General features: G+C 65.2%; 15 protein-coding genes. 10 read left to right on the top strand and 5 right to left on the bottom strand.

Annotated elements, in window-relative coordinates; translation table 11 throughout:
• Nucleotides 1–23: 23 nt before the first annotated feature.
• The 3 genes from ACYQ3G_RS05290 to ACYQ3G_RS05280 all read right to left on the bottom strand — a co-directional run bounded on the left by ACYQ3G_RS05290 (nucleotide 24) and on the right by ACYQ3G_RS05280 (nucleotide 5,111).
• Nucleotides 24–1,154 carry a branched-chain amino acid ABC transporter substrate-binding protein gene (locus ACYQ3G_RS05290; protein ID WP_459823223.1) on the bottom strand — a complete coding sequence of 377 codons (1,131 nt, stop codon included), beginning with the start codon at nucleotides 1,152–1,154 and terminating at the stop codon, nucleotides 24–26.
• 443 nt (nucleotides 1,155–1,597) lie between these two features.
• Entirely contained in the window at nucleotides 1,598–4,603 is a 3,006-nt protein-coding gene (pruA, locus tag ACYQ3G_RS05285; protein WP_459823219.1) for an L-glutamate gamma-semialdehyde dehydrogenase, read from the bottom strand.
• A gap of 22 nt (nucleotides 4,604–4,625) precedes the next feature.
• Nucleotides 4,626–5,111 (bottom strand): Lrp/AsnC family transcriptional regulator, encoded by a 486-nt coding sequence (locus ACYQ3G_RS05280; RefSeq protein ID WP_028576424.1) that lies wholly within the window; start codon nucleotides 5,109–5,111, stop codon nucleotides 4,626–4,628.
• Nucleotides 5,112–5,574: 463 nt separating this feature from the next.
• Here ACYQ3G_RS05280 and carB point away from each other — a divergent pair, with 463 nt between their 5' ends.
• The 8 genes from carB to ACYQ3G_RS05240 all read left to right on the top strand — a co-directional run bounded on the left by carB (nucleotide 5,575) and on the right by ACYQ3G_RS05240 (nucleotide 16,669).
• Complete coding sequence (carB, locus tag ACYQ3G_RS05275) at nucleotides 5,575–8,823, top strand: carbamoyl-phosphate synthase large subunit (protein WP_459823215.1); 3,249 nt, start codon at nucleotides 5,575–5,577, stop codon at nucleotides 8,821–8,823.
• A gap of 103 nt (nucleotides 8,824–8,926) precedes the next feature.
• Entirely contained in the window at nucleotides 8,927–10,318 is a 1,392-nt protein-coding gene (gene purF / locus ACYQ3G_RS05270) for an amidophosphoribosyltransferase (protein ID WP_459823212.1), read from the top strand.
• 15 nt (nucleotides 10,319–10,333) lie between these two features.
• Complete coding sequence (locus ACYQ3G_RS05265; protein WP_459823209.1) at nucleotides 10,334–11,314, top strand: KpsF/GutQ family sugar-phosphate isomerase; 981 nt, start codon at nucleotides 10,334–10,336, stop codon at nucleotides 11,312–11,314.
• A 36-nt stretch (nucleotides 11,315–11,350) separates the two neighbouring features.
• Nucleotides 11,351–11,893 (top strand): YkgJ family cysteine cluster protein, encoded by a 543-nt coding sequence (locus ACYQ3G_RS05260; protein WP_459823206.1) that lies wholly within the window; start codon nucleotides 11,351–11,353, stop codon nucleotides 11,891–11,893.
• Nucleotides 11,890–14,226, top strand: coding sequence for a penicillin-binding protein 1A (locus ACYQ3G_RS05255; protein ID WP_459823204.1), 2,337 nt, complete (start codon nucleotides 11,890–11,892; stop codon nucleotides 14,224–14,226). Before ACYQ3G_RS05260 ends, ACYQ3G_RS05255 begins: the two co-directional genes overlap by 4 nt.
• Nucleotides 14,227–14,293: 67 nt before the next feature.
• Nucleotides 14,294–15,307, top strand: a complete 1,014-nt coding sequence (locus tag ACYQ3G_RS05250; RefSeq protein WP_459823201.1) for a nucleoside recognition domain-containing protein — start codon at nucleotides 14,294–14,296, stop codon at nucleotides 15,305–15,307.
• Nucleotides 15,308–15,339: 32 nt separating this feature from the next.
• Nucleotides 15,340–16,395: a M24 family metallopeptidase gene (locus ACYQ3G_RS05245; protein WP_459823199.1), complete on the top strand. Its 1,056-nt coding sequence runs from the start codon at nucleotides 15,340–15,342 to the stop codon at nucleotides 16,393–16,395.
• Nucleotides 16,382–16,669: a DUF4911 domain-containing protein gene (locus ACYQ3G_RS05240; RefSeq protein WP_459823197.1), complete on the top strand. Its 288-nt coding sequence runs from the start codon at nucleotides 16,382–16,384 to the stop codon at nucleotides 16,667–16,669. The genes ACYQ3G_RS05245 and ACYQ3G_RS05240 overlap by 14 nt, the downstream gene beginning before the upstream one ends.
• On the opposite strand, the gene ACYQ3G_RS05235 is transcribed toward ACYQ3G_RS05240, so the two are convergent.
• Both ACYQ3G_RS05235 and ACYQ3G_RS05230 read right to left on the bottom strand, forming a co-directional pair.
• Entirely contained in the window at nucleotides 16,661–17,476 is an 816-nt protein-coding gene (locus tag ACYQ3G_RS05235; protein ID WP_459823194.1) for a TatD family hydrolase, read from the bottom strand. The genes ACYQ3G_RS05240 and ACYQ3G_RS05235 overlap by 9 nt on opposite strands.
• Nucleotides 17,473–17,676 carry a Trm112 family protein gene (locus ACYQ3G_RS05230; RefSeq protein ID WP_459823192.1) on the bottom strand — a complete coding sequence of 68 codons (204 nt, stop codon included), beginning with the start codon at nucleotides 17,674–17,676 and terminating at the stop codon, nucleotides 17,473–17,475. Before ACYQ3G_RS05230 ends, ACYQ3G_RS05235 begins: the two co-directional genes overlap by 4 nt.
• A gap of 122 nt (nucleotides 17,677–17,798) precedes the next feature.
• On the opposite strand from ACYQ3G_RS05230, the gene ACYQ3G_RS05225 reads away from it, so the two are divergent.
• Both ACYQ3G_RS05225 and eno read left to right on the top strand, forming a co-directional pair.
• A complete protein-coding gene (locus ACYQ3G_RS05225) occupies nucleotides 17,799–18,632 on the top strand; it encodes a type III pantothenate kinase (RefSeq protein ID WP_459823190.1) in 834 nt (277 codons plus the stop codon).
• Nucleotides 18,629–19,924: a phosphopyruvate hydratase gene (eno, locus tag ACYQ3G_RS05220; protein ID WP_459823188.1), complete on the top strand. Its 1,296-nt coding sequence runs from the start codon at nucleotides 18,629–18,631 to the stop codon at nucleotides 19,922–19,924. Before ACYQ3G_RS05225 ends, eno begins: the two co-directional genes overlap by 4 nt.
• Nucleotides 19,925–19,949: the final 25 nt, after the last annotated feature.

The following is a 19,949-nucleotide window of genomic DNA, read 5'->3' as shown; positions in this document are numbered from 1 at the left end:
CCGAACGGGGGAGCCCTTGGCGTTTACGGCTGCAGGACGAAGGCGCCGGCGGCGTCGACCTTGTACACGCGGTACAGGTCGCCCACGCGGTCGCCCTTGTCGTTGAAGGAGATCTTGCCGGTCAGGCCGGAGAAATCCTTGAGCTGGGTCTTGAGGTAGGCGGCGAGCTTTTCGCCGGAGGTCTCCTTGGACTTGGCGATGGCTTCGACGATGACGCGGTAGGCGTCGCCGGCCAGCACGGCCCAGACGGAACCGGGGGCGGTGCCGTACTTGGCCTTGTAGGCGTCCATGAAGGCCTTGGCTTCGGGGGTGTCGAGGTCGGCCGGCACGGGCGGGCTCAGGAACATGAAACCTTCGGCGGCCTTGTTGCCGGCGATCTTGACCAGGTCGGGGTTGTTGGTGGCGTCACCGCCGAGCATGGGCACGTTCCAGCCCATTTCCATCTTCTGGCGCAGCAGCATGCCGGCTTCGGGGTAGTAGCCGGTGAAGAAGACGACGTCGGGGGCGGCGGATTTGAGCTTGGTCAGGATGGCGTTGTAGTCGCGCTCGCCGGGGGTCAGGGCGTCGAAGAAGGCGATGGTTTTGCCTTCCTTTTCGAGCAGGGACTTGGCTTCGTCGGCCAGGCCCTTGGCGTAGGAGGTGTTGTCATGCAGGATGGCGATCTTGGAGTAGCCCAGGGCGCCCAGGGTCTTGGCGGCGACCATGCCCTGCTCGTCGTCGCGGGGGCAGGTACGGAAAAAGAGGGGCAGGTTCTTCTCGGACAGGCGGATGGCCGTGGAACCCGTGGCGACCTGCAGGATGCCGGATTCGGCGTAGATGTTCTGGGAGGCTTCGGTCACGGAGGAACCGTAGGTGCCGATGACGGAGGAAATTTCCTTGGTGGTCAGGCGGGTGGCTGCCAGGGCGGCCTGGCGCGGATCGCCGCCGTCGTCCTCGATGACGATCTCGACCTGGTCTCCGTTAATGCCTCCGGCCTTGTTGGTCTCGGCCGCGAGCAGCTCGACGATCTGCTTCATGTCCTGGCCTTCGCTGGCCCAGGAGCCCGTCAGGGGACACATGAGGCCGATGCGGACGGTCTTCGCCCAGGCCGACCCCAGGGTCAGCGCCACGAGGGCCAGGGTCAGGAATCCAAGTGTGAACAACTTTTTCTTCATGCAGTCCTCCTTCAGGTTGCAGAGCCCTTGGGTCCGCGGACGGCGGACCGGTTTGGGTGAGATATGGAACCGGAGAATCCGGATTACCCCCTTTGGGAAAAACAAGGGACGGAAGCGGGAACGAAGGGACTAATATGCAAATTTTGTAAAAAAGGACTACATGAGAACCGGTTGGAAATCAATTTCTTTCCAAAAAGAGAAAGGTGCTCGCCCAGGACGGAACTGCTTTGGCGAATATTCGAAAAAAATAGATTATGCGAAATTTTGTTCGAATACAACCGCAGGACAAGACCCCAATCCGGATGATCGCGGATTTGCATCCCCTGTGATGGGTGATTGTTCGGACCAAAAGTTTGTTGCGGCCTCTGGCGGGAAGCGTGCGGACAAAAAAAGGCTTGCCGGACAGGTGTCCGGCAAGCCGCGATGCGAAGTGATGACGCGCGTCAGATGATCCAGTCGTCGTCGGCCTCGATGGGGGCGAAGCCGCGGCGCATGGTGTTTTCGCAGACCACGCGGGGGTCCATGAACTGCAGCAGGTAGTCGGGGCCGCCGGCCTTGGAGCCGATGCCGGACATGTTGAAGCCGCCGAAGGGGTGGCGTTCGACCAGGGCGCCGGTGGAGCCGCGGTTCAGGTACAGGTTGCCGACGTTGAACTCGGCACGGGCGCGCTCAAGATGCCTGGGGCTGCGCGAGAAGACGGAGCCGGTCAGGGAGTAGCGGGTGGAGTTGGCCCACTCGAGGGCCTGGTCGAAGTTCTTGGCCTTCATGATCGAGAGGACCGGGCCGAAGACCTCCTCCTGGGCGATGCGGTGCTCGGGCGTGATGCCCTCGACGATGGTCAGGGGCACGTAGTAGCCGTTCGACGGCGCGGAGCTGGAAACCAGGAGCTTGCCCTCGCTCTTGGCGATCTCGATGTATTTGAGCACGTTGGCCTGAGCCTTGTCGTCGACCACCGGGCCCATGAAGTAGGTCGGGTCCTCGGCGGGCCCGATGGCCAGGGAGCGGGCGCCCTCCACCAGCCGTTCGATGAACTTGGCGTAGATGGGTTCGACCACGATGACGCGCGAGCAGGCCGAGCACTTCTGGCCCTGGAAGGCGAAGGCGGAGTTGAGCACTTCCCGGATGGCCTCGTCCAGGTCGGCGTCGTCGTCGATGATGATGGCGTTCTTGCCGCCCAGTTCGGCGATGACCTTCTTGATCTGCTTCTGGCCGGGGTGGACCACCGAGGCCTTGTTAATGATGCGGTGCCCGACCTCCATGGAGCCGGTGAAGGCGATCAGGGAGATGTCGGGGTGCTCGACGAGGTAGTCGCCCATGACCGAGCCGCGGCCCGGCACGTAGTTGAACACGCCGTCGGGCAGGCCGGCCTTGCGGAAGATCTCGGACAGCGTGAAACCGACCACCGAGGACGGGCCGGCGGGCTTGTACAGCACCGGGTTGCCGGTCACGATGGCCGCCGCGCTCATGCCGCAGCTGATGGCCAGGGGGAAGTTCCAGGGCGCGATGACGGCCGCGATGCCTTTGGGCTGGTAGATGAGCTGGCTCATCTCGCCCGGGGCGCGGCCCATGCGCTGGGGTTTGCCGAGGCGGATCATTTCGCGGGCGTAGTATTCGAGGAAGTCGATGGCCTCGGCCACGTCGGCCTGGGCCTGATCGTACTGCTTGCCGACCTCGAGGGTCTGCCAGGCCGAGAGGGTGAAGATGTCCTTGCGGGCGACGTCGGCGGCCTTGAGCAGGAAGCCTGCGCGCTCCTCGGGGGACAGGGCCTTCCAGGCCGGGGCGGCCTTCTTGGCGGCCTCGATGGCCAGGTCGATCTCCTTGGTGGACGCCTGGCAGATGGTGCCGATGACTTCGCTCGGATTGGCCGGGTTGACCGAGGGCAGGGTGTCGGCGGTGCGCACTTCCTTGCCGCCGATGACCAGCGGGTACTCGCGGCCGAGCTGTGAGCGGACCTGGGTCACGGCGTCGATGAAGGCCTTGCGCACGGACTCCCTGGTGAAATCGGCGAAGGGCTCGTTCTCGAAGCGGGGCAGGCCCTTGGCCTCTGCTTCGGCCTTGGGGGTACGGCAGGCCTTCTCGCGTTCGGCTGTCTGGACCGGGTTTTCCAGCAGGCGGTCGACCTCGGCCTCCTCGGCGAAGGACTGGCGCAGGAAGGACTCGTTGGCCGTGTTCTCCAGCAGGCGGCGCACCAGGTAGGCCATGCCGGGCAGCAGGTCGCCGTAGGGGGCGTAGAGGCGCACGCGCTTGGCCACGTTCAGCAGGCCTTTGCGCACGGGTTCGGCCATGCCGTAGAGCACCTGGAATTCGTAGCGCTCCTCGGGCACGTTCAGTTCCCTGGCCGTTTCCATGATCGCGGAGATGGTGCGGATGTTGTGGGAGGCGCAGCCGAAGTGGCAGATGTCGTGGTTCTCCAGGATGACCCTGGCCTGGCGCTCGTAGGCCGCGTCGCTCTCGGCCTTGACGGTCCAGACCGGGATGTCCCAGCCGTTCTGCTTGGCGATGACGGTTTCGTAGTCCCAGTAGGCGCCCTTGACCAGGCGCACGGAAATGGGGAGCTTCTGGGCCCTGGCCCAGGCCAGGAGGTCGGCCAGGTCGCGGTCCGTGTCCTTGAGGTAGGCCTGCAGGACGATGCCCAGGTGTGGGTAGTCGCGGAACTCCTCGCTCGAACGCAGGCGGCGGTACACCTCAAGGGTGATGTCCTTGAACTTGTACTGCTCCATGTCGATGCGCATGAAGCCGTTCATCTCCTTCACCTTGCGCAGGATGGCGGCCAGGCGTTCCTGGATGCCGCGCACGGACCCTTCGAAATCCTTGGGCGAGGCCTGGGAGAAGAGGGCCGTGGGCTTGACCGAGATGTTGACCTTGGGGGCGTGACCCCAGTCCAGTTCGCCCACGCCCAGAGCGGGCCAGGAGGAGTGTTCCTTCTTCAGGGCGGCCAGGAGTTCCAGATATTCGTTCAGGTAGGCTTCGGACTCGATCTCGCTGACCGTGGCCTCGCCCAGGATGTCGACGGTGAAGGCGAAGCCGTCCTTGCGGATTTTCTTCAGGTTCTTCATGGCGTCGGAGGTGTTCTCGCCGATGATGAACTGCTTGGCCATGCCCTCGATGTTGGAGCGGATGGTCTTGGCCATGAGGCCGGCGGCCAGCTTTCCGCCCAGGCCCGAGCCCATGGCGCCCGCGCCCCATTTGAGGACCTTGGGCACGTCCTGGTCGTCGCCGGCGAAGTACTCGTCGATGTGGCGAGTCAAGGAGTCGGAGGTGTTCAGATAGGGCAGGACGTCGACGAAGCGGAAAAGCTGAACCTTGAAGTTTTCGTTCTTCATGGACCAGTCCATGACCTTGCCGGTCCACCAGCCCTTGTTGAAGATGGAAGGCGCCTCGCCGGAAATGCTGGCGAAGAACTCCCTGCCGCGCTCGCGGATCTTTTTGTCCAAAGCTGAACTGTCCATTCCTCGTCTCCTGTACTGGGTGTTATTTTGTCGTTTTCTTGGGTTGCCTGCACTCGATGAACTGCAGCGACAGGGCCTGCGTTTCCTTCAGGGTATCGAGGACCAGCGTGGTGCGGCTGTCGCGCACCCCGGGGATCTCGCCAAACTTCTTCATGAGCAGGGCCAGGGTTTCGGTGCTGCTGACCCGCGCCTTGACGAGATAGTTGTACTCGCCCGCGGTCCAGTGCACCTCCTGCACCTCGTCGATCCCGGCCAGTTGGCGGCCTATCTCGGAACTGCCCACGGCGTCGGAGGTCTTGATCTGGATGAAGGTCGAGAGGGAAATCCCCAGGGCCTTGGGGTTCAGGCGGACCTCGTAGCCGGCGATGATGCCCTTCTGCTCCAGCTTCTTGACGCGTTCGAGAACGCCCGACGGCGCCATGCCGATCTGGCGGGCCAGCTCGGCGTTGGTGATCTTCCCGTTTTCTTGAAGGATGTTCAGGATCTGGATGTCTGTGCTGTCTAACATGGTTGGTTGTCTCTCTTTTTGGGAATATAATTCTTTGAATGATCTTCGTCAATGAAGATTGCCATTATTGGGAAAGAACCGGTTTGCACGCGTGTCCAAAGCCGGTCGGGCTTTCTGTGGCGCATGCCATGGACGGGCGGATATGAATATCATTCGGATGATTGGTCAAGAAAAAGAATTATGATTAAAATATGACGTAATCAGATGGCCTGGATTACATTATCGTCACAAAAATTCGCCCAGCTTTGGATTTTGTCAAACGTGCCCGAACAGTGAAGAATCCTGCGTCGCGGCGTCCTGGCGTCGGCGCGGGTTGGGCAGGATTTTGCAAGAACGCAGTGTTTGACCTTCCCGAACTCTGTGTTTAGTGTACTGGGGCCTCATCGGTGCGGGCACGACGGCGGTAGCCCCGCCCGCGCTTGTGACGGGATTCCTTCACATATAACCCACCCACACATCATCCATGCCCAAGAGAACAGATCTCAAGAAGATAATGCTCATCGGCTCGGGCCCCATAGTCATCGGACAGGCCTGCGAGTTCGACTATTCCGGCACCCAGGCCTTGAAGGCCCTCAAGGAAGAGGGATACGAGGTGATCCTGGTCAACTCCAACCCGGCGACGATCATGACCGATCCGAACCTGGCCGACCGGACCTACATCGAACCCATCGAGCCCGAGACCGTGGCCCGCATCATTGAAAAGGAGCGTCCCTGCGCCCTCCTGCCGACCCTTGGCGGCCAGACCGGCCTGAACACGGCGGTGGCCGTGGCCGAGAACGGGGTCCTGGAGAAGTACGGCGTGGAGCTCATCGGCGCGTCCCTGCCGGCCATCAAGAAGGCCGAGAGCCGCCAGCTCTTCCGCAAGGCCATGGAGAAGATCGGCCTGAAGGTGCCCAAAAGCGGCATCGCCCGCTCCCTGGACGACGTGCGCGAGTGGGGCGAGAAGCTCAAGTTCCCCATCATCGTGCGCCCCGCCTTCACTCTGGGCGGCACGGGCGGCGGCGTGGCCTACAACAAGGAAGACCTGGAGCGCATCGCCCAGCAGGGCTTGGCCGCCAGTCTGACCACGGAGGTCATGCTCGAGGAGTCGCTTCTGGGCTGGAAGGAGTACGAGCTCGAAGTCGTGCGCGACAAGAAGGACAACTGCGTCATCATCTGCTCCATCGAGAATCTGGACCCCATGGGCGTGCACACCGGCGACTCCGTCACCGTGGCCCCGGCCCAGACCCTGACCGACGACGAGTACCAGAAGATGCGCGACGCCTCCCTGGCCATCATGCGCGAGATCGGCGTGGAGACGGGCGGCTCCAACGTGCAGTTCGCCCTCAACCCGGCCAACGGCGAGATGATGATCATCGAGATGAACCCGCGCGTGTCGCGGTCCTCGGCCCTGGCTTCCAAGGCCACGGGTTTCCCCATCGCCAAGATCGCGGCCAAGCTGGCCATCGGCTACACCCTGGACGAGCTGCAGAACGACATCACCCGCGAGACCATCGCCGCCTTCGAGCCGACCATCGACTACGTGGTCATCAAGATCCCGCGTTTCACCTTTGAGAAGTTCCCCGGCGCCGAGGACTACCTGACCACGGCCATGAAGAGCGTGGGCGAGACCATGGCCATCGGCCGGACCTTCAAGGAAGCCCTGCAGAAGGGGCTGCGGTCCCTGGAGATCGGCTACCCCGGCCTGGGCAAGAATTTCGACGGCCGCCTCCCCGACACCGAGGAGATCCTGGCCGGGCTGCGCAAGCCCAACTCGCGCCGCCTGTTCCAGATTCGCCAGGCCCTGCTGGCCGGGCTGACCGAGGAGGACATCTTCGAGGCCTCGGCCATCGATCCCTGGTTCATCCGCCAGTTCAAGGACATCGTGGACTTCGAGGCCGTGCTCAAGAACGTCGGCCTGCAAGGCAACCTGACCGTGGACAACCCCGAGTTCGTCAGCGTCCTGCGCCAGGCCAAGGCCATGGGTTTCTCGGACCGGCAGTTGGCCACCCTCTGGAAGCGCGGCGAGATCGACATCCGCAACATGCGCAAGGAGGCCGGCATCCTGCCGACCTACAAGCTCGTGGACACCTGCGCTGCTGAGTTCGAGGCCTACACCCCATACTACTATTCCACCTACGAGACCGAGAACGAGGCCCGCGTTTCGGACAAGCGCAAGGTCGTCATCCTCGGCGGCGGACCCAACCGCATCGGCCAGGGCATCGAGTTCGACTACTGCTGCGTGCACGCCTCCTACGCCCTGCGGGAGATGGGCATCGAGTCCATCATGGTCAACTCCAACCCCGAAACCGTGTCCACGGACTACGACACCTCCGATCGCCTCTATTTCGAGCCCCTGACCCGCGAGGACGTGCTGGCCATCATCGAGCAGGAGAAGCCCGAGGGCGTCATCGTCCAGTTCGGCGGCCAGACCCCGCTGAACCTGGCCGTGCCGCTTCTGCGCGAGGGCGTGCCGATCCTGGGCACCTCCCCCGACTCCATCGACCGCGCCGAAGACCGCGAGCGTTTCCAGGCCCTCCTGAAGAAGCTCGACCTGCTGCAGCCCAACAACGGGACGGCCATGAGCGTGGACGAGGCCCTGGTCGTGGCCGTGCGCATCGGCTATCCCGTGGTGGTGCGGCCCTCCTACGTCCTGGGCGGCCGGGCCATGGACATCGTCTATGACGACAAGTCCCTGCGCGAGTATTTCGACAGGCACGTGACCGTGGTTCCCGAACACCCCATCCTCATCGACAAGTTCCTGGAGAACGCCATCGAGATCGACGTCGATGCCCTGAGTGACGGCGAGGACACCTATGTGGCCGGTATCATGGAACACATCGAGGAGGCCGGCATCCACTCCGGCGACTCGGCCTGCGTGCTGCCCCCGCACACCGTGGGCAAGATGTGGATTCAGGAGATCGAGCGCCAGACCAAGGCACTGGCCAAGGAACTGGGCGTGGTGGGCCTCATGAACATTCAGTTCGCCCTCAAGGACGAGCAGATCTACATCCTGGAAGTGAACCCCCGCGCCTCGCGCACCTCGCCCTTCGTCTCCAAGGCCACTGGCGTGCCCCTGGCCAAGCTGGCCACGCGGGTCATGATGGGTGAGAAGCTCCGCGACCTGAAGCCCTGGAACATGCGCAAGGGCGGTTACTATGCCGTCAAGGAGGCCGTGCTGCCCTTCAACCGCTTCCCCGGCGTGGACGCCCTGCTCGGGCCCGAGATGCGCTCCACGGGCGAAGTCATGGGCGTGGACCCGTCCTTCGGCCTGGCCTTCATGAAGGCCCAGCTGGCGGCCGGGCAGTTTCTGCCCGCCTCGGGGTGCGTGTTCATCTCGGTCAACGACCACGACAAGAACGGCATCGTCATCCCGGCCAAGACCTTCCAGAAGCTCGGCTTCACCATCATGTCCACGCGGGGCACGGCCGCCTTCCTGGCCGGGCACGGCGTGGAGTGCCAGGTGGTCAACAAGGTCTACGAGGGGCGGCCAAACGTCATCGACCACATCAAGAACGGGGACATCCAGCTGGTCATCAACACGTCGTCGGGCAAGCGCACCAAGGAGGACTCCTCCGAGCTCAGGCGGACCACGGTCATGTACGGCCTGCCCTACACGACCAACCTGGCGGCGGCCAAGGCCCTGGCCATGGCCATCAAGGAACGCAGCTCCTCGGGTCTGGACGTGAAATGCCTGCAGGAATACTACCGGGAACCCGGTCGCGACTACTAGCCCCGGGGTGCCCGGGACCACGGATTTTGGTGCAAAGCTCAGGGCCTTCGGCGGTCCTGGGCTTTTACACATTCAGGAACACCTACACGGAACGTAAAACGATATGAAAAAGGAAGCTTGCGGATTATTTGGAATTTACGGTCATCCCGAAGCGGCGCGCATGACGTATTTCGGCCTCTACGCCCTGCAGCACCGCGGTCAGGAAAGCGCCGGCATCATCACCTGGGACGGCCAGACCATCCGTGAGCAGCGCGGCATGGGCCTGGTCGCGGACGTGTTCCAGGAGCGCCACCTGGGCCACCAGCTCAAAGGCAGCGTGGCCATGGGGCACATCCGCTACTCGACCACGGGCGCCTCGCTTATCCGCAACGCCCAGCCCTTCAAGGTCACCTACAAGGGCATGAACCTGGCCCTGGCCCACAACGGCAACCTGGTCAACACCATCTCCCTGCGCGAGGAACTGGAAAACCAGGGCACCATCTTTCAGACCACCATGGACAGCGAGGTCATCATGCACCTCGTGGCCAAGTACATGAACGGCGGCACCCCCGAGGAGGCCATCGCCAAGGCCTGCAGCCGCATCAAGGGCTCCTACAGCCTGCTCTTCATGGTCAACCAGAAGCTCATCGCCGTGCGCGACCCGTGGGGGTTCAGGCCCCTGTCGTTGGGCCGGGTCGGCGACGCCTACGTGCTGGCCTCGGAAACCTGCGCCTTCGACCTGCTGGAGGCCGAGTACCTGCGCTGCCTCGATCCGGGCGAGATGCTCGTCATCGAGGACGGGCGCATGATCTCGCACCGTTTCATGGAGCCGGCCGACAGGCAGAGTTCCTGCATCTTCGAGCTCATCTACTTCGCCCGGCCCGATTCCCTGGTCTTCGACCAGGAAGTCTACAACGCGCGCAAGAGCATGGGCAAGATCCTGGCCCAGGAGTGTCCGGCCGACGCCGATTTCGTCATGCCGTTCCCCGACTCGGGGGTGTATGCGGCCGTGGGCTACGCCCAGCAGTCGGGCCTGCCCTTCGAGGCCTGCATGATCCGCAACCACTACGTAGGGCGGACCTTCATCCAGCCGACCCAGGGCATGCGCGACTTTTCGGTTCGCGTGAAGCTCAATCCCGTCAAGTCCATGATCAAGGGCAAGCGCGTGGTCATCGTCGAGGACTCCATCGTGCGCGGCACGACCATCCGCACCCGCGTCAAGCAGCTCAGGGAGCTGGGGGCCAAGGAGATCCACATGCGCGTCAGCTGTCCGCCCATCCGCTACCCCTGCTATTACGGCATCGACTTCTCCTCCAAGGGCGAGCTCATCGCGGCCAACCATTCCGTGGCCGACATCGGCCGCTACCTGGGCCTGGACAGCCTGCACTACATCACCATCGGCGGCCTGCTGAAGGCTGTGCGCGCCCCGGAAAACTTCTGCCTGGCCTGCTTCAACGGCGCCTACCCCGTGCTGCCCGACGAGGGCATGGGCAAGCTGTCCCTGGAGTGCTGCTAGATGGCCGGTGAAGGGATGGGCGGAAACTGGCTGGACAAGGCCCGCGAGGTTCTGGACATCGAGGTCCGGGGCCTGCGCGCCGTGCGCGACAGGCTGGACGGTTCCTTTGTCCGGGCCCTGGAGCTCATGGCCGGCTGTACCGGCCGCGTCGTGGTCACGGGCCTGGGCAAGTCCGGCCTGGTGGGCCGCAAGATCGCGGCGACGCTGAGCAGCACGGGCACCCCGTCCTTTTTCCTGCACCCGGTGGAGGGCGCCCACGGCGACCTGGGCATGATCCGTCGCGAGGACGTCATCGTGGCCATCTCCAACTCCGGCGAGACGGACGAACTGAACAACATCCTGCCGAGCCTCAAGTCCCTGGCGGGCGCCGTCATTTCCCTGACCGGGGGCGTGAACTCGACCATGGCCGGCCTGTCCGACGTGGTCATCGACACGTCGGTGCCCTGCGAGGCCTGTCCCCTGGGCGTGGCCCCAACGGCCAGCACCACGGCCACCTTGGCCGTCGGCGACGCCCTGGCCGTCTGCCTCATCGAGTGGAAATCCTTCGCCCTGGACGATTTTCGGCGCTTCCACCCCGGCGGGGCCTTGGGCCAGCGTCTGACCCAGCGCGTGGAGGAACTCATGCGTTCCTCGCAGCTGCCGGTCACGCCGAGCGGGGCTTCCCTGGGCCAGGCCCTGGAGGTCCTCAACGCCGGCAAGCTCGGCTGCGTCTGCGTGCTGGACCGCGAGGGGCGCCTCCTGGGGCTCTTGACCGACGGCGACGTGCGCCGCCTGGTCTGCGCCGGCCGTCTGGATCTGGACGTCGCCGTGGACTCGGTCATGACCGCCGGTCCCCTGCACGCCACCCCCGGGCAGAAGGCCGCCGAGGTCCTCGACATCATGGAATCCCGCGCCATCACGGTTCTGCCCGTGGTCGGCGCGGACCGGACCCTGGCCGGCATGGTGCACATGCACGATGTCCTCGGCAAGGGCCGGGTCAAGTTCTCCCGGTCCTGACCGTACCGGGCCGCATCACATTTTTTCCCGAGAATCATGAACGATACGCCAACCATACACCCGGATATCTGCCGCCGTTGCGCGGCAGTGGGGCGCACCTGCTGCGCCGTTTCCAGCGGGGACGAGGAATACTGCTTCCCCGTCTCCACGGCCGAGATGACCGCCATCAGAGGCGCTGGCGAAGGCGCGGAATGCTTTGTGCTCGCCGCCAACACGCCCGGCTTCGTGGAGCAGCTGGCCGTGCTCCTGCCGGATTGCGACATCGGGAAGGCCTTCCCGCTCCAGGGCTCCCACTGGAGGCTGGCCACCACCGCCGAGGGCCGATGCGTCTTTCTGGGCGAGAACGGTTGCCGGTTGGAGCGCAGCGTGCGGCCCTTCTATTGCCGTCTTTTTCCCCTGTGGCATTTCGAGGGCCGGCTGACCTGGTTCACGGCCGAAGAGTGCCTGGCCAACAGGGAATGTTCCTCTCTCTCTTCGATGCTCGGCGCCATGGGCACCGACAGCGCCGAAGCCAGGGCCCTGCACCGCGAGATGTGCGCGAAGCTGGGGCTTGAATGCAGTTCAAAGGTGAAATCATGAAAATTCTGAAGATATTTCTGGTTCTGGCAGTCCTGGGCGCCTTGCTGGCGGGCGGAGCTGGGGTGGGCCTGTACTACTGGGCCCAGGAGGATCTGCCCGGGTTCACGAAGCTGAGCGACTATTCCCCGGCGCTGGCCACCACGGTCAGGGCCAGGGACGGGCGGATTCTGGGCTATTTCTATCGCGAGAAGCGTTTTCTCATCCCGCTGTCCATGATGAGCCCCATCACGGTCAAGGCCTTCCTGGCCGCCGAGGACTCGGGATTCTACCAGCACGAGGGCGTGGATCTGCCGGGCATTTTCAGGGCCGCGGTCAAGAATCTCGTGGCCGGGGGCATCGTCCAGGGCGGCAGCACCATCACCCAGCAGGTCATCAAGTCCATGCTGCTCACGCCGGAACGCAGCTACGAGCGCAAGATCAAGGAGATCATCCTGGCCTACCGCCTGGAGAAATACCTGAGCAAGGACGAGATCCTGACCATCTACCTCAACCAGATCTACCTCGGGGCCAAGGCCTACGGCGTGGAGGCTGCTGCCAGGGAGTACTTCGGCGTGAACGCCTCCCAGCTGACCCTGGCCCAGGCGGCCCTGCTGGCCGGCCTGCCCAAGGCCCCGTCGCGCTACTCGCCCTATGGCAACCCCGAACGGGCCAGGGAGCGGCAGCTCTATGTCCTCTCTCGTCTGCGGGAGCTGGGCTGGGTCGATCAGGCCGCGTACGAGGCCGCCGTCAACGAGCCGCTGGTCTACGGCGCCCAGGAGGACCCGTCCTGGAAGGTCGGACCGTACTACCTGGAGGAAGTCCGCCGCCAGCTCGTCGAGATGTACGGCGAGGACAAGGTCTACGCCGGAGGCTTGCAGGTCCGAACGGCCATGGACATGGACCATCAGGTCGTCGCCGACCAGGTCCTGCGCGAGGGCCTGCGCGAAACCTCCAAACGCCACGGCTGGCAGGGGCCCGTCACGACCATCGAGCCGGGCGGTTACGAGGAATTTCTGCGCGGCCAGAACATCGGCGACCTCAAGGTCGGGGACCGGACTCAGGTCCTGGTGACCGGCGTGGAAAAGGTCGGTGCCAAGGTGCGCTTCGGCGGTCATGCCGGCGTGCTGCCCGTGTCCACCATGTCCTGGGCCAGGCGCCCCAACCCCAAACTCGCCCCCGAGGAGGCGGGCAAGGTGGGCGATGCGGGCAAGGTGGTCAGGCCCGGCGACGTGGTCTGGGCCGTCGTGGACGCGACGGGCAAGGATAAGCCCTGGCAGCTTTCCCTGGACCAGGAGCCCAAGGTCGAGGGCGCCCTGGTGTCCATGGACCCGCGTTCGGGAGAGGTCCTGGCCCTGTGCGGCGGCTACGATTTCTTCCGCAGCCAGTTCAACCGCGCCACCCAGGCCCTGCGCCAGCCCGGCTCGGCTTTCAAACCCATCGTCTACTCGGCGGCCCTGGACAACGGCTACACCGCGGCCAGCATCGTCCTCGACGCCCCCATCGTCTTCGAGGACGGCAGCGGCGAGACGTGGAAGCCCGAGAATTTCGAGGGCATCTTCTACGGTCCCACGCTGCTGCGCACGGCACTGGTCAAGTCCCGCAACCTGGTGACCATCCGCGTGGCCCAGGACATCGGCATCGGCAAGATCATCGAGCGCGGCAAGGCCATGGGCCTGACGGGCATCATGGAGCCCAATCTGTCCCTGGCCCTGGGTTCCGGGCAGTTCTCTCCCCTCAACATGTGTGAGGCCTACTCGGCCTTCGCCAGGGGCGGCACGTCCATCAAGCCCCGTTTCATCGAGAACGTGGTCTCGCCCTGGGGCGAGCAGCTCTACTCCTCGACGCCGGAGACGAGGGAGGCCATGTCGCCGGAAACCGCCTACGTCGTGACCAACCTGCTGCAGCAGGTCGTCCAGGAGGGCACCGGCGCCCGGGCCAAGTCCCTGGGTCGGCCCGTGGCCGGCAAGACCGGCACCACCAACGATGAACAGGACGCCTGGTTCATGGGCTTCTCCCCATACCTGCTGACCGGCGTCTGGGTCGGCTACGACCAGGTCAGGCCCATGGGCAAGTTCGAGACCGGGGCCCGGGCCGCACTGCCCATCTGGATCGATTACCGCGCCAAGGTCGAGCCGGGATATCCCGTGGAGAACTTCACGGTGCCGCCGGGCATCGTCATGGCCCGTGTGGACGCGCGCACCGGACGGCTGGCCGGGCCGGACGCGGCCGAAGCGTACATGCTGCCCTTCGTCAACGGCACGGAGCCGACCATGACCGCCATGCCGGATGAACTCGACGCGGCGCCTGGCTCCTCCAACGCCGGCGGGGAAAGCCTGCTCAAGCAGATATTCTAGACGGCTGCTGCTTTGGTCCGCTCGGGACCGGGGCCGCAACCGCAATCTCCATTCAGACGGGAAGAGCATGCACCTCCTCGAAGAAGCCAAGGCCGTGCTGCGGCGTTCGGTCAGCATCAGCCTCGAACTCTACAAGATCATGATCCCCATCGTGATCGCGGTCAAAATTCTGCAGGAACTGGGCCTCATCGCCTGGCTGGCGCTGCCGCTGGCGCCCGTCATGCATCTGGTCGGCCTGCCCGGCGAGATGGGTCTGGTCTGGGCCACGGCCATGATCAACAACATCTACAGCGGCATGATCGTCTTCGTGTCCCTGGCCGGACAGCACGAGCTGAGCGTGGCCCAAGTCACGGTGCTGTGCACCATGATACTGGTGGCCCACTCCATGCCCGTGGAACTGCAGATCGTGCGCAAATCGGGCCCCAGGATCGGCTTCCAGGCGCTGCTGCGCATCGGCGGGGCCCTGGTCCTCGGTTTTCTCCTGGCCCGCGTCTATGCGTGGGGCGGATGGCTGCAGGAGCCGAACGTGCTCATGTGGCGGCCCGAGCCCGAGAGCGCAAGCCTCGTGGCCTGGTCCGTGGAACAGGTCCGCAACCTGGCCATGGTCTTCGTCATCATCACGGCCCTCAACGCCTTCATGCGGGTGCTGACGGCCGTGGGCCTGACGGCCCTGTGCGTGCGGCTGCTTTCCCCGGTGCTGCGGCTGCTGGGCATCGGGCCCGAGGCCGGGACCCTGACCATCGTCGGCATGGTCATGGGCCTGTCCTACGGCGGGGGCATGATCATGCACGAGGCCCACTCGGGCAAGGTCCCGCCCAAGGACATCTTTTCCTCCTTGAGCCTCATGAGCCTGTCGCACTCGGTCTTCGAGGACACCTTCCTCATGGCCGTTCTCGGCGGGCACTCGTCGGGCCTGCTGGCGGGCCGTGTGGCCTTCACGCTGGTCGTCGTGGCCCTGCTCGTGCGCGTGGTGAACCGGCTGGGGGACGAGTTTTTCTTCAGGCGCCTGTTCAAGCCCGTGGAGGTCTACACCCCGCCCGGTCCCTGCTGTCCGGGCGCGCCGACGGCGGACAGGCCGTGACGGGTATTTCGGATTTTTCCAAAGGAGAGGACATGCCGCAACGCATCGACGCGCTCAAGGAGCTCATGCGGCGGCAGGGCGTCGGCGCCCTGCTCGTCATCCACCCGGCCAACCGCTTCTACCTGTCCGGCTTCGAGCTGCATGACGGGCAGTGCAACGAGAGTTCGGGCTGCCTGCTGCTGCGCACGGAAGGTCCGGACTGGCTGCTGACCGACGCCCGTTTCACGGTTGAGGCCTGGAGGCACTGGCCCGAGGAGCACGTGCACGTCTACGGCTCGCCGCGGGTGGAGAAGATCGCGGAGTTCGTGAAGAGCCTCGGACTGCGCGAGCTTTGGGTCGAGACCCACGCCATGTGCGCCGAGACGTATCTGGAGCTGGGGAAATCCCTGGAGTTGCGCACCGCGCCGCGCCTGGTCGAGGAGCTGCGCACGGTCAAGGACGAAGGGGAGCTGGCTGCGCTGCGGGCGTCCTGCGCCCTGAACCACCGTGTCTACGAAGCGCTTGAATCGGCTTTGGCGCCCGGCATGACCGAGCGCGACGTGGCCTGGATGCTGGAGCGGCTTTTCCGGGATGGCGGGGCCGAGGCCCTGAGCTTCGCGCCCATCGTCGGTTTCGGCCCCAACGGGGCCCTGCCCCACGCCACGCCGGGCGAGGCCCGTTTGCAGCCCGAGACGCCGGTGCTCATCGACATGGGCGGGCGCCTCGGCGGTTACTGCTCGGACCAGACCCGCACTTGGTGGGTCGGCGAGCGACCCTCGGACGAGTTCCGGCGCACCCTGGACCTGGTCCGCGAGGCCCAGGGTCTGGCCATCGCCAGGGTTGCGCCCGGCGTGTCTACGGACGAGCTGCACGCCACGGCCAGGGAACATTTCGCGCGCCACGGCGTGGCGGACCGTTTCACCCACTCCCTGGGCCACGGCATCGGCCTGGAAACCCACGAGGCCCCCGGCGTCGGTCCCGTCCGGCCGACGATCCTGCGGCCCGGCATGGTCATCACCGTCGAGCCCGGGCTCTACTACCCGTCCTGGGGCGGCGTGCGCTGGGAGCACATGGTGGTCGTGACCGAGGACGGCCATGAGGTGCTCTGACACGAGGGGCGGGCGCAGGCGAAAGCCGCGCGACCGCGGCCTTCTTCCCCCCTGCACGCAGAGCCGGGTGCTGTACGCCGAGATCCCGCGCCGCCAGATCGCCCTCTACCGCTTCCTGCTCGAAGGCTACGACAACCTGGCCGTCATGAGCGTGGTGGACCGCTACCGCGCGGTCATCAAGCTGCGCTTCACGCCCGACGCGGAGCATACCCTGCGCGGGATGCTCCTGGCCCAGGGCGCGAAGCTCGTCGAACCGCCGATTCTTTCAGATTAGGCCGAAAAATTCCCGCGCGTTGTCCCCGCAGCGTTGCCACAATTCCCGCACGTCCTCGCCGCGCAGGAGGGCGATCTCCCGGGCCGTGAAGCCGAGCAGGGCGGGTTCGTTGCGTTTGCCGCGCCAGGGTTCGGGGGAGAGGTAGGGGCAGTCGGTCTCCAGGAGCAGCCGGTCGGGGGGGATGATTTTCACGGCCTCGCGCAGCTCCTGGGCTCTGGCGTAGGTCACGGTGCCGGGCACGGAGACGTGCCAGCCCCGTTCGACGATGAGTCTGGCCCAGTCGGGCCCGAGGCCGAAGCAGTGCCACAGCAGCGGGCGTCCGCCGAAGCCCATGGAGTCGAGGGTGGCCAGGCAGTCGTCCTCGGCGTCGCGGCAGTGGATGACCACGCGCTGGTCCAGTTCTCTGGCCAGGGACAGCTGCCGGCGGAACCAGCGCTGCTGGTCCTCGCGCGGCGAGAAGTCGTAATAGTAGTCCAGGCCGATCTCCCCCACGGCGCGCAGCCTGGTGTCGGCCGTGAAGGCTTCGCGCATCCCGGCCAGGTCGTCCTCCGTCATCTTGGCCGCGTCGTGGGGATGCACGCCGAGCAGGAAAAAGACGTCTGGATGGCCCTCGAAGAGGCCGCGTCCTTCACGGTAGGCCGCGGGGCCCAGGAAGACGTTGCCCACGGTGCGCACCCCGCAGGCCAGGGCTCGGGCCAGGACTTCGTCCACGTCGTAGTCCCGGCCGTCGAGGTGGGTGTGGCTATCCGCGCCCACGGGCGGAAGGTTCAGGGTCTCGGGGAGCTCGCGTTCCCGCTTTTTGCTCACGCCTTGTTCTCGCGCACGCCCTGTTCCCATTTGGCCACGGGCACGGCTTCATCGACGAGCATGACCGGGATCTCCTCGCGCACGGGGTAGACGAGGCCGCAGGCGGCGCATTTGAGGCCTTCCTCGCGGTCCAGAAGTTCCAGACCGCCCTTGCATTTGGGGCAGGCCAGGATCTGCAGCAGTTCCTTGTTCAGAGCCATGTTTCCTCCGGTGTGCATGGTGTGATGATGGACACGGCCTTACCCCGATCGATACCGCGTTACAAGCGCGCAAACGCCACCCGGTTCTTGAGTTTTCGAACCAATGGGGTACAAACGCACCCATGATGCACGGCGCAAAGAATCCATCCGCGGGACCTGTCCTGCTCTTCGACGTGGGCAACACCAACGTGAAGCTCTGCCTGGCCGACGAAAACGGCCTCGGCCGGACCTACTCCCTGCCCTCCACCAACCGCGAGACCGCGGATTCGCTGGGGCTGACCATCGCGGGCATCTGCGCCCGCGAGGGCGTGGCCGAGGGCGCGGTGCGGGCCTGGGTGCTGTCCTCGGTGGTGCCGCCTCTGAACAGCCTGCTCAAGGCGGCCTGCGGCAGCTACTTTTCCTGTCCGGCCCTGTTCGTGCCTGGCGATATCGTCCTGCCCCTGGAAAACCGCTACGCCCGGCCGCAGGAGGTGGGCGCCGACCGGCTGCTCGGCGGCTTCGCGGCGCGGCAGCGCTTCGACGACCCGACCCTCATTGTCGTGGATTTCGGCACGGCCACCACCTTCGACTGCGTGCAGGGCAACGCCTATCTGGGCGGCCTCATCTGCCCCGGCGTGCTCAGCTCTGTCACGGCCCTGGGCACCCAGACCGCCAAGCTGCCGCAGATCAGCCTGGAGCTGGACTCGGACGAACTGGACATCGGCACCAGCACGCGCCAAAGCCTCAACCACGGCGTGCTTTTCGGGTTCGCCTCCATGCTGGAGGGGCTGACCGCGCGGCTCAAGAAGCGCCTGAACGACCCGCACGCCCGCGTCGTGGCCACGGGGGGCTTCGCCCGCCAGCTGGCCGCCATCACCGACTGCATCGACGACCTGGCCCCGGACCTGCTCATGCAGGGACTGGCGGCCGCATATTTCCAGAAACATTCACCGGATACATCCAGGGAGCAATCATGAGCACCATCACAGGCATTTGGGCCAGGGAAATTCTCGACTCCAGAGGCAACCCCACCGTCGAGGTCGAGGTCACCCTCGAGTCCGGCGCCACGGGCCGCGCCGCCGTGCCTTCGGGCGCGTCCACCGGCACCCGCGAGGCCCTCGAACTGCGCGACGGCGACGCCGACCGCTACCTCGGCAAGGGCGTGGAGCAGGCCGTGCGCAACGTCATGGAGGAGATCGCCTCCGAGGTCGTGGGGCTCGAAGCCATCCGCCAGGTGGAGGTGGACCAGGCCCTCATCGACCTCGACGGCACCGAGAACAAGTCCCGCCTGGGCGCCAACGCCATGCTCGGCGTGTCCATGGCCACGGCCAAGGCCGCGGCCGAGTTCCTGGGCCTGCCGCTCTACAAGTACATCGGCGGCATCAACGCCAAGGTCCTGCCCGCACCCATGATGAACATCATCAACGGCGGGGCGCACGCGGCCAACAACCTGGACATCCAGGAGTTCATGATCATGCCCCTGGGCGCGGCCAGCTTCCGCGAGGCCCTGCGCATGGGCGCCGAGACCTTCCACTCCCTGAAGAAGATCCTGCACAAGGACGGCCTGGCCACCTCCGTGGGCGACGAGGGCGGTTTCGCTCCCAACTTCGCCAGCCACGAGCAGGCCTTCAAGTACATCATGAAGGCCATCGAGGAGACCGGCTATGAGCCCGGCAGCCAGATCGCCCTGGCCATCGACGCAGCGGCTTCGGAGTTCTACAAGGACGGCAAGTACCACTTCGTCGGTGAGAACAAAATCCTGACCGCGCGCGAACTGACCGACTACTACGCCGACCTGGCCGGCAAGTTCCCCATCGTGTCCATCGAGGACGGCCTGGCCGAGGCCGACTGGGACGGCTGGGAAGTGCTGTCCGACGTGCTGGGCGACCGGCTGCAGCTGGTCGGCGACGACATCTTCGTCACCAACCCCGCGCTTCTGGCCGACGGCATCATGCGCGGCGTGGGCAACTCCATCCTCATCAAGCTGAACCAGATCGGCACCCTGACCGAGACCATGGACTGCATCGAGATGGCCAAGGAGGCCTCCTACGCCACGGTCATTTCCCACCGCTCCGGCGAGACCGAGGACAGCTTCATTGCCGACCTGGCCGTGGCCGTGAACGCCGGGCAGATCAAGACCGGCTCCCTGTGCCGCTCGGACCGCATGGCCAAGTACAACCAGCTCCTGCGCATCGAGGAGGACCTCGACTCCCAGGGCGTGTACTTCGGACCGGCCATGGCCGCCAACTGGTTCGACGAGGAAGAGTAACCGAAAGGGCGCACCTCGGTGCGCC

The organism is Desulfomicrobium salsuginis (genome assembly GCF_054657795.1).
Note: the sequence above shows the minus strand (reverse complement) of the source record. Positions and strands in the feature narration are given on the sequence as shown.

Excerpts from the sequence above, each read along its gene's own strand:
- ACYQ3G_RS05225 (WP_459823190.1), top strand. The coding sequence starts at position 17,799 with ATGATGCACGGCGCAAAGAATCCATCCGCGGGACCTGTCCTGCTCTTC.
- ACYQ3G_RS05245 (WP_459823199.1), top strand. The coding sequence starts at position 15,340 with ATGCCGCAACGCATCGACGCGCTCAAGGAGCTCATGCGGCGGCAGGGC.
- ACYQ3G_RS05230 (WP_459823192.1), bottom strand. The coding sequence starts at position 17,676 with ATGGCTCTGAACAAGGAACTGCTGCAGATCCTGGCCTGCCCCAAATGC.
- pruA (WP_459823219.1), bottom strand. The coding sequence starts at position 4,603 with ATGGACAGTTCAGCTTTGGACAAAAAGATCCGCGAGCGCGGCAGGGAG.
- ACYQ3G_RS05290 (WP_459823223.1), bottom strand. The coding sequence starts at position 1,154 with ATGAAGAAAAAGTTGTTCACACTTGGATTCCTGACCCTGGCCCTCGTG.
- ACYQ3G_RS05280 (WP_028576424.1), bottom strand. The coding sequence starts at position 5,111 with ATGTTAGACAGCACAGACATCCAGATCCTGAACATCCTTCAAGAAAAC.
- eno (WP_459823188.1), top strand. The coding sequence starts at position 18,629 with ATGAGCACCATCACAGGCATTTGGGCCAGGGAAATTCTCGACTCCAGA.
- ACYQ3G_RS05250 (WP_459823201.1), top strand. The coding sequence starts at position 14,294 with ATGCACCTCCTCGAAGAAGCCAAGGCCGTGCTGCGGCGTTCGGTCAGC.
- ACYQ3G_RS05265 (WP_459823209.1), top strand. The coding sequence starts at position 10,334 with ATGGGCGGAAACTGGCTGGACAAGGCCCGCGAGGTTCTGGACATCGAG.
- ACYQ3G_RS05240 (WP_459823197.1), top strand. The coding sequence starts at position 16,382 with ATGAGGTGCTCTGACACGAGGGGCGGGCGCAGGCGAAAGCCGCGCGAC.
- purF (WP_459823212.1), top strand. The coding sequence starts at position 8,927 with ATGAAAAAGGAAGCTTGCGGATTATTTGGAATTTACGGTCATCCCGAA.
- ACYQ3G_RS05260 (WP_459823206.1), top strand. The coding sequence starts at position 11,351 with ATGAACGATACGCCAACCATACACCCGGATATCTGCCGCCGTTGCGCG.
- ACYQ3G_RS05255 (WP_459823204.1), top strand. The coding sequence starts at position 11,890 with ATGAAAATTCTGAAGATATTTCTGGTTCTGGCAGTCCTGGGCGCCTTG.
- carB (WP_459823215.1), top strand. The coding sequence starts at position 5,575 with ATGCCCAAGAGAACAGATCTCAAGAAGATAATGCTCATCGGCTCGGGC.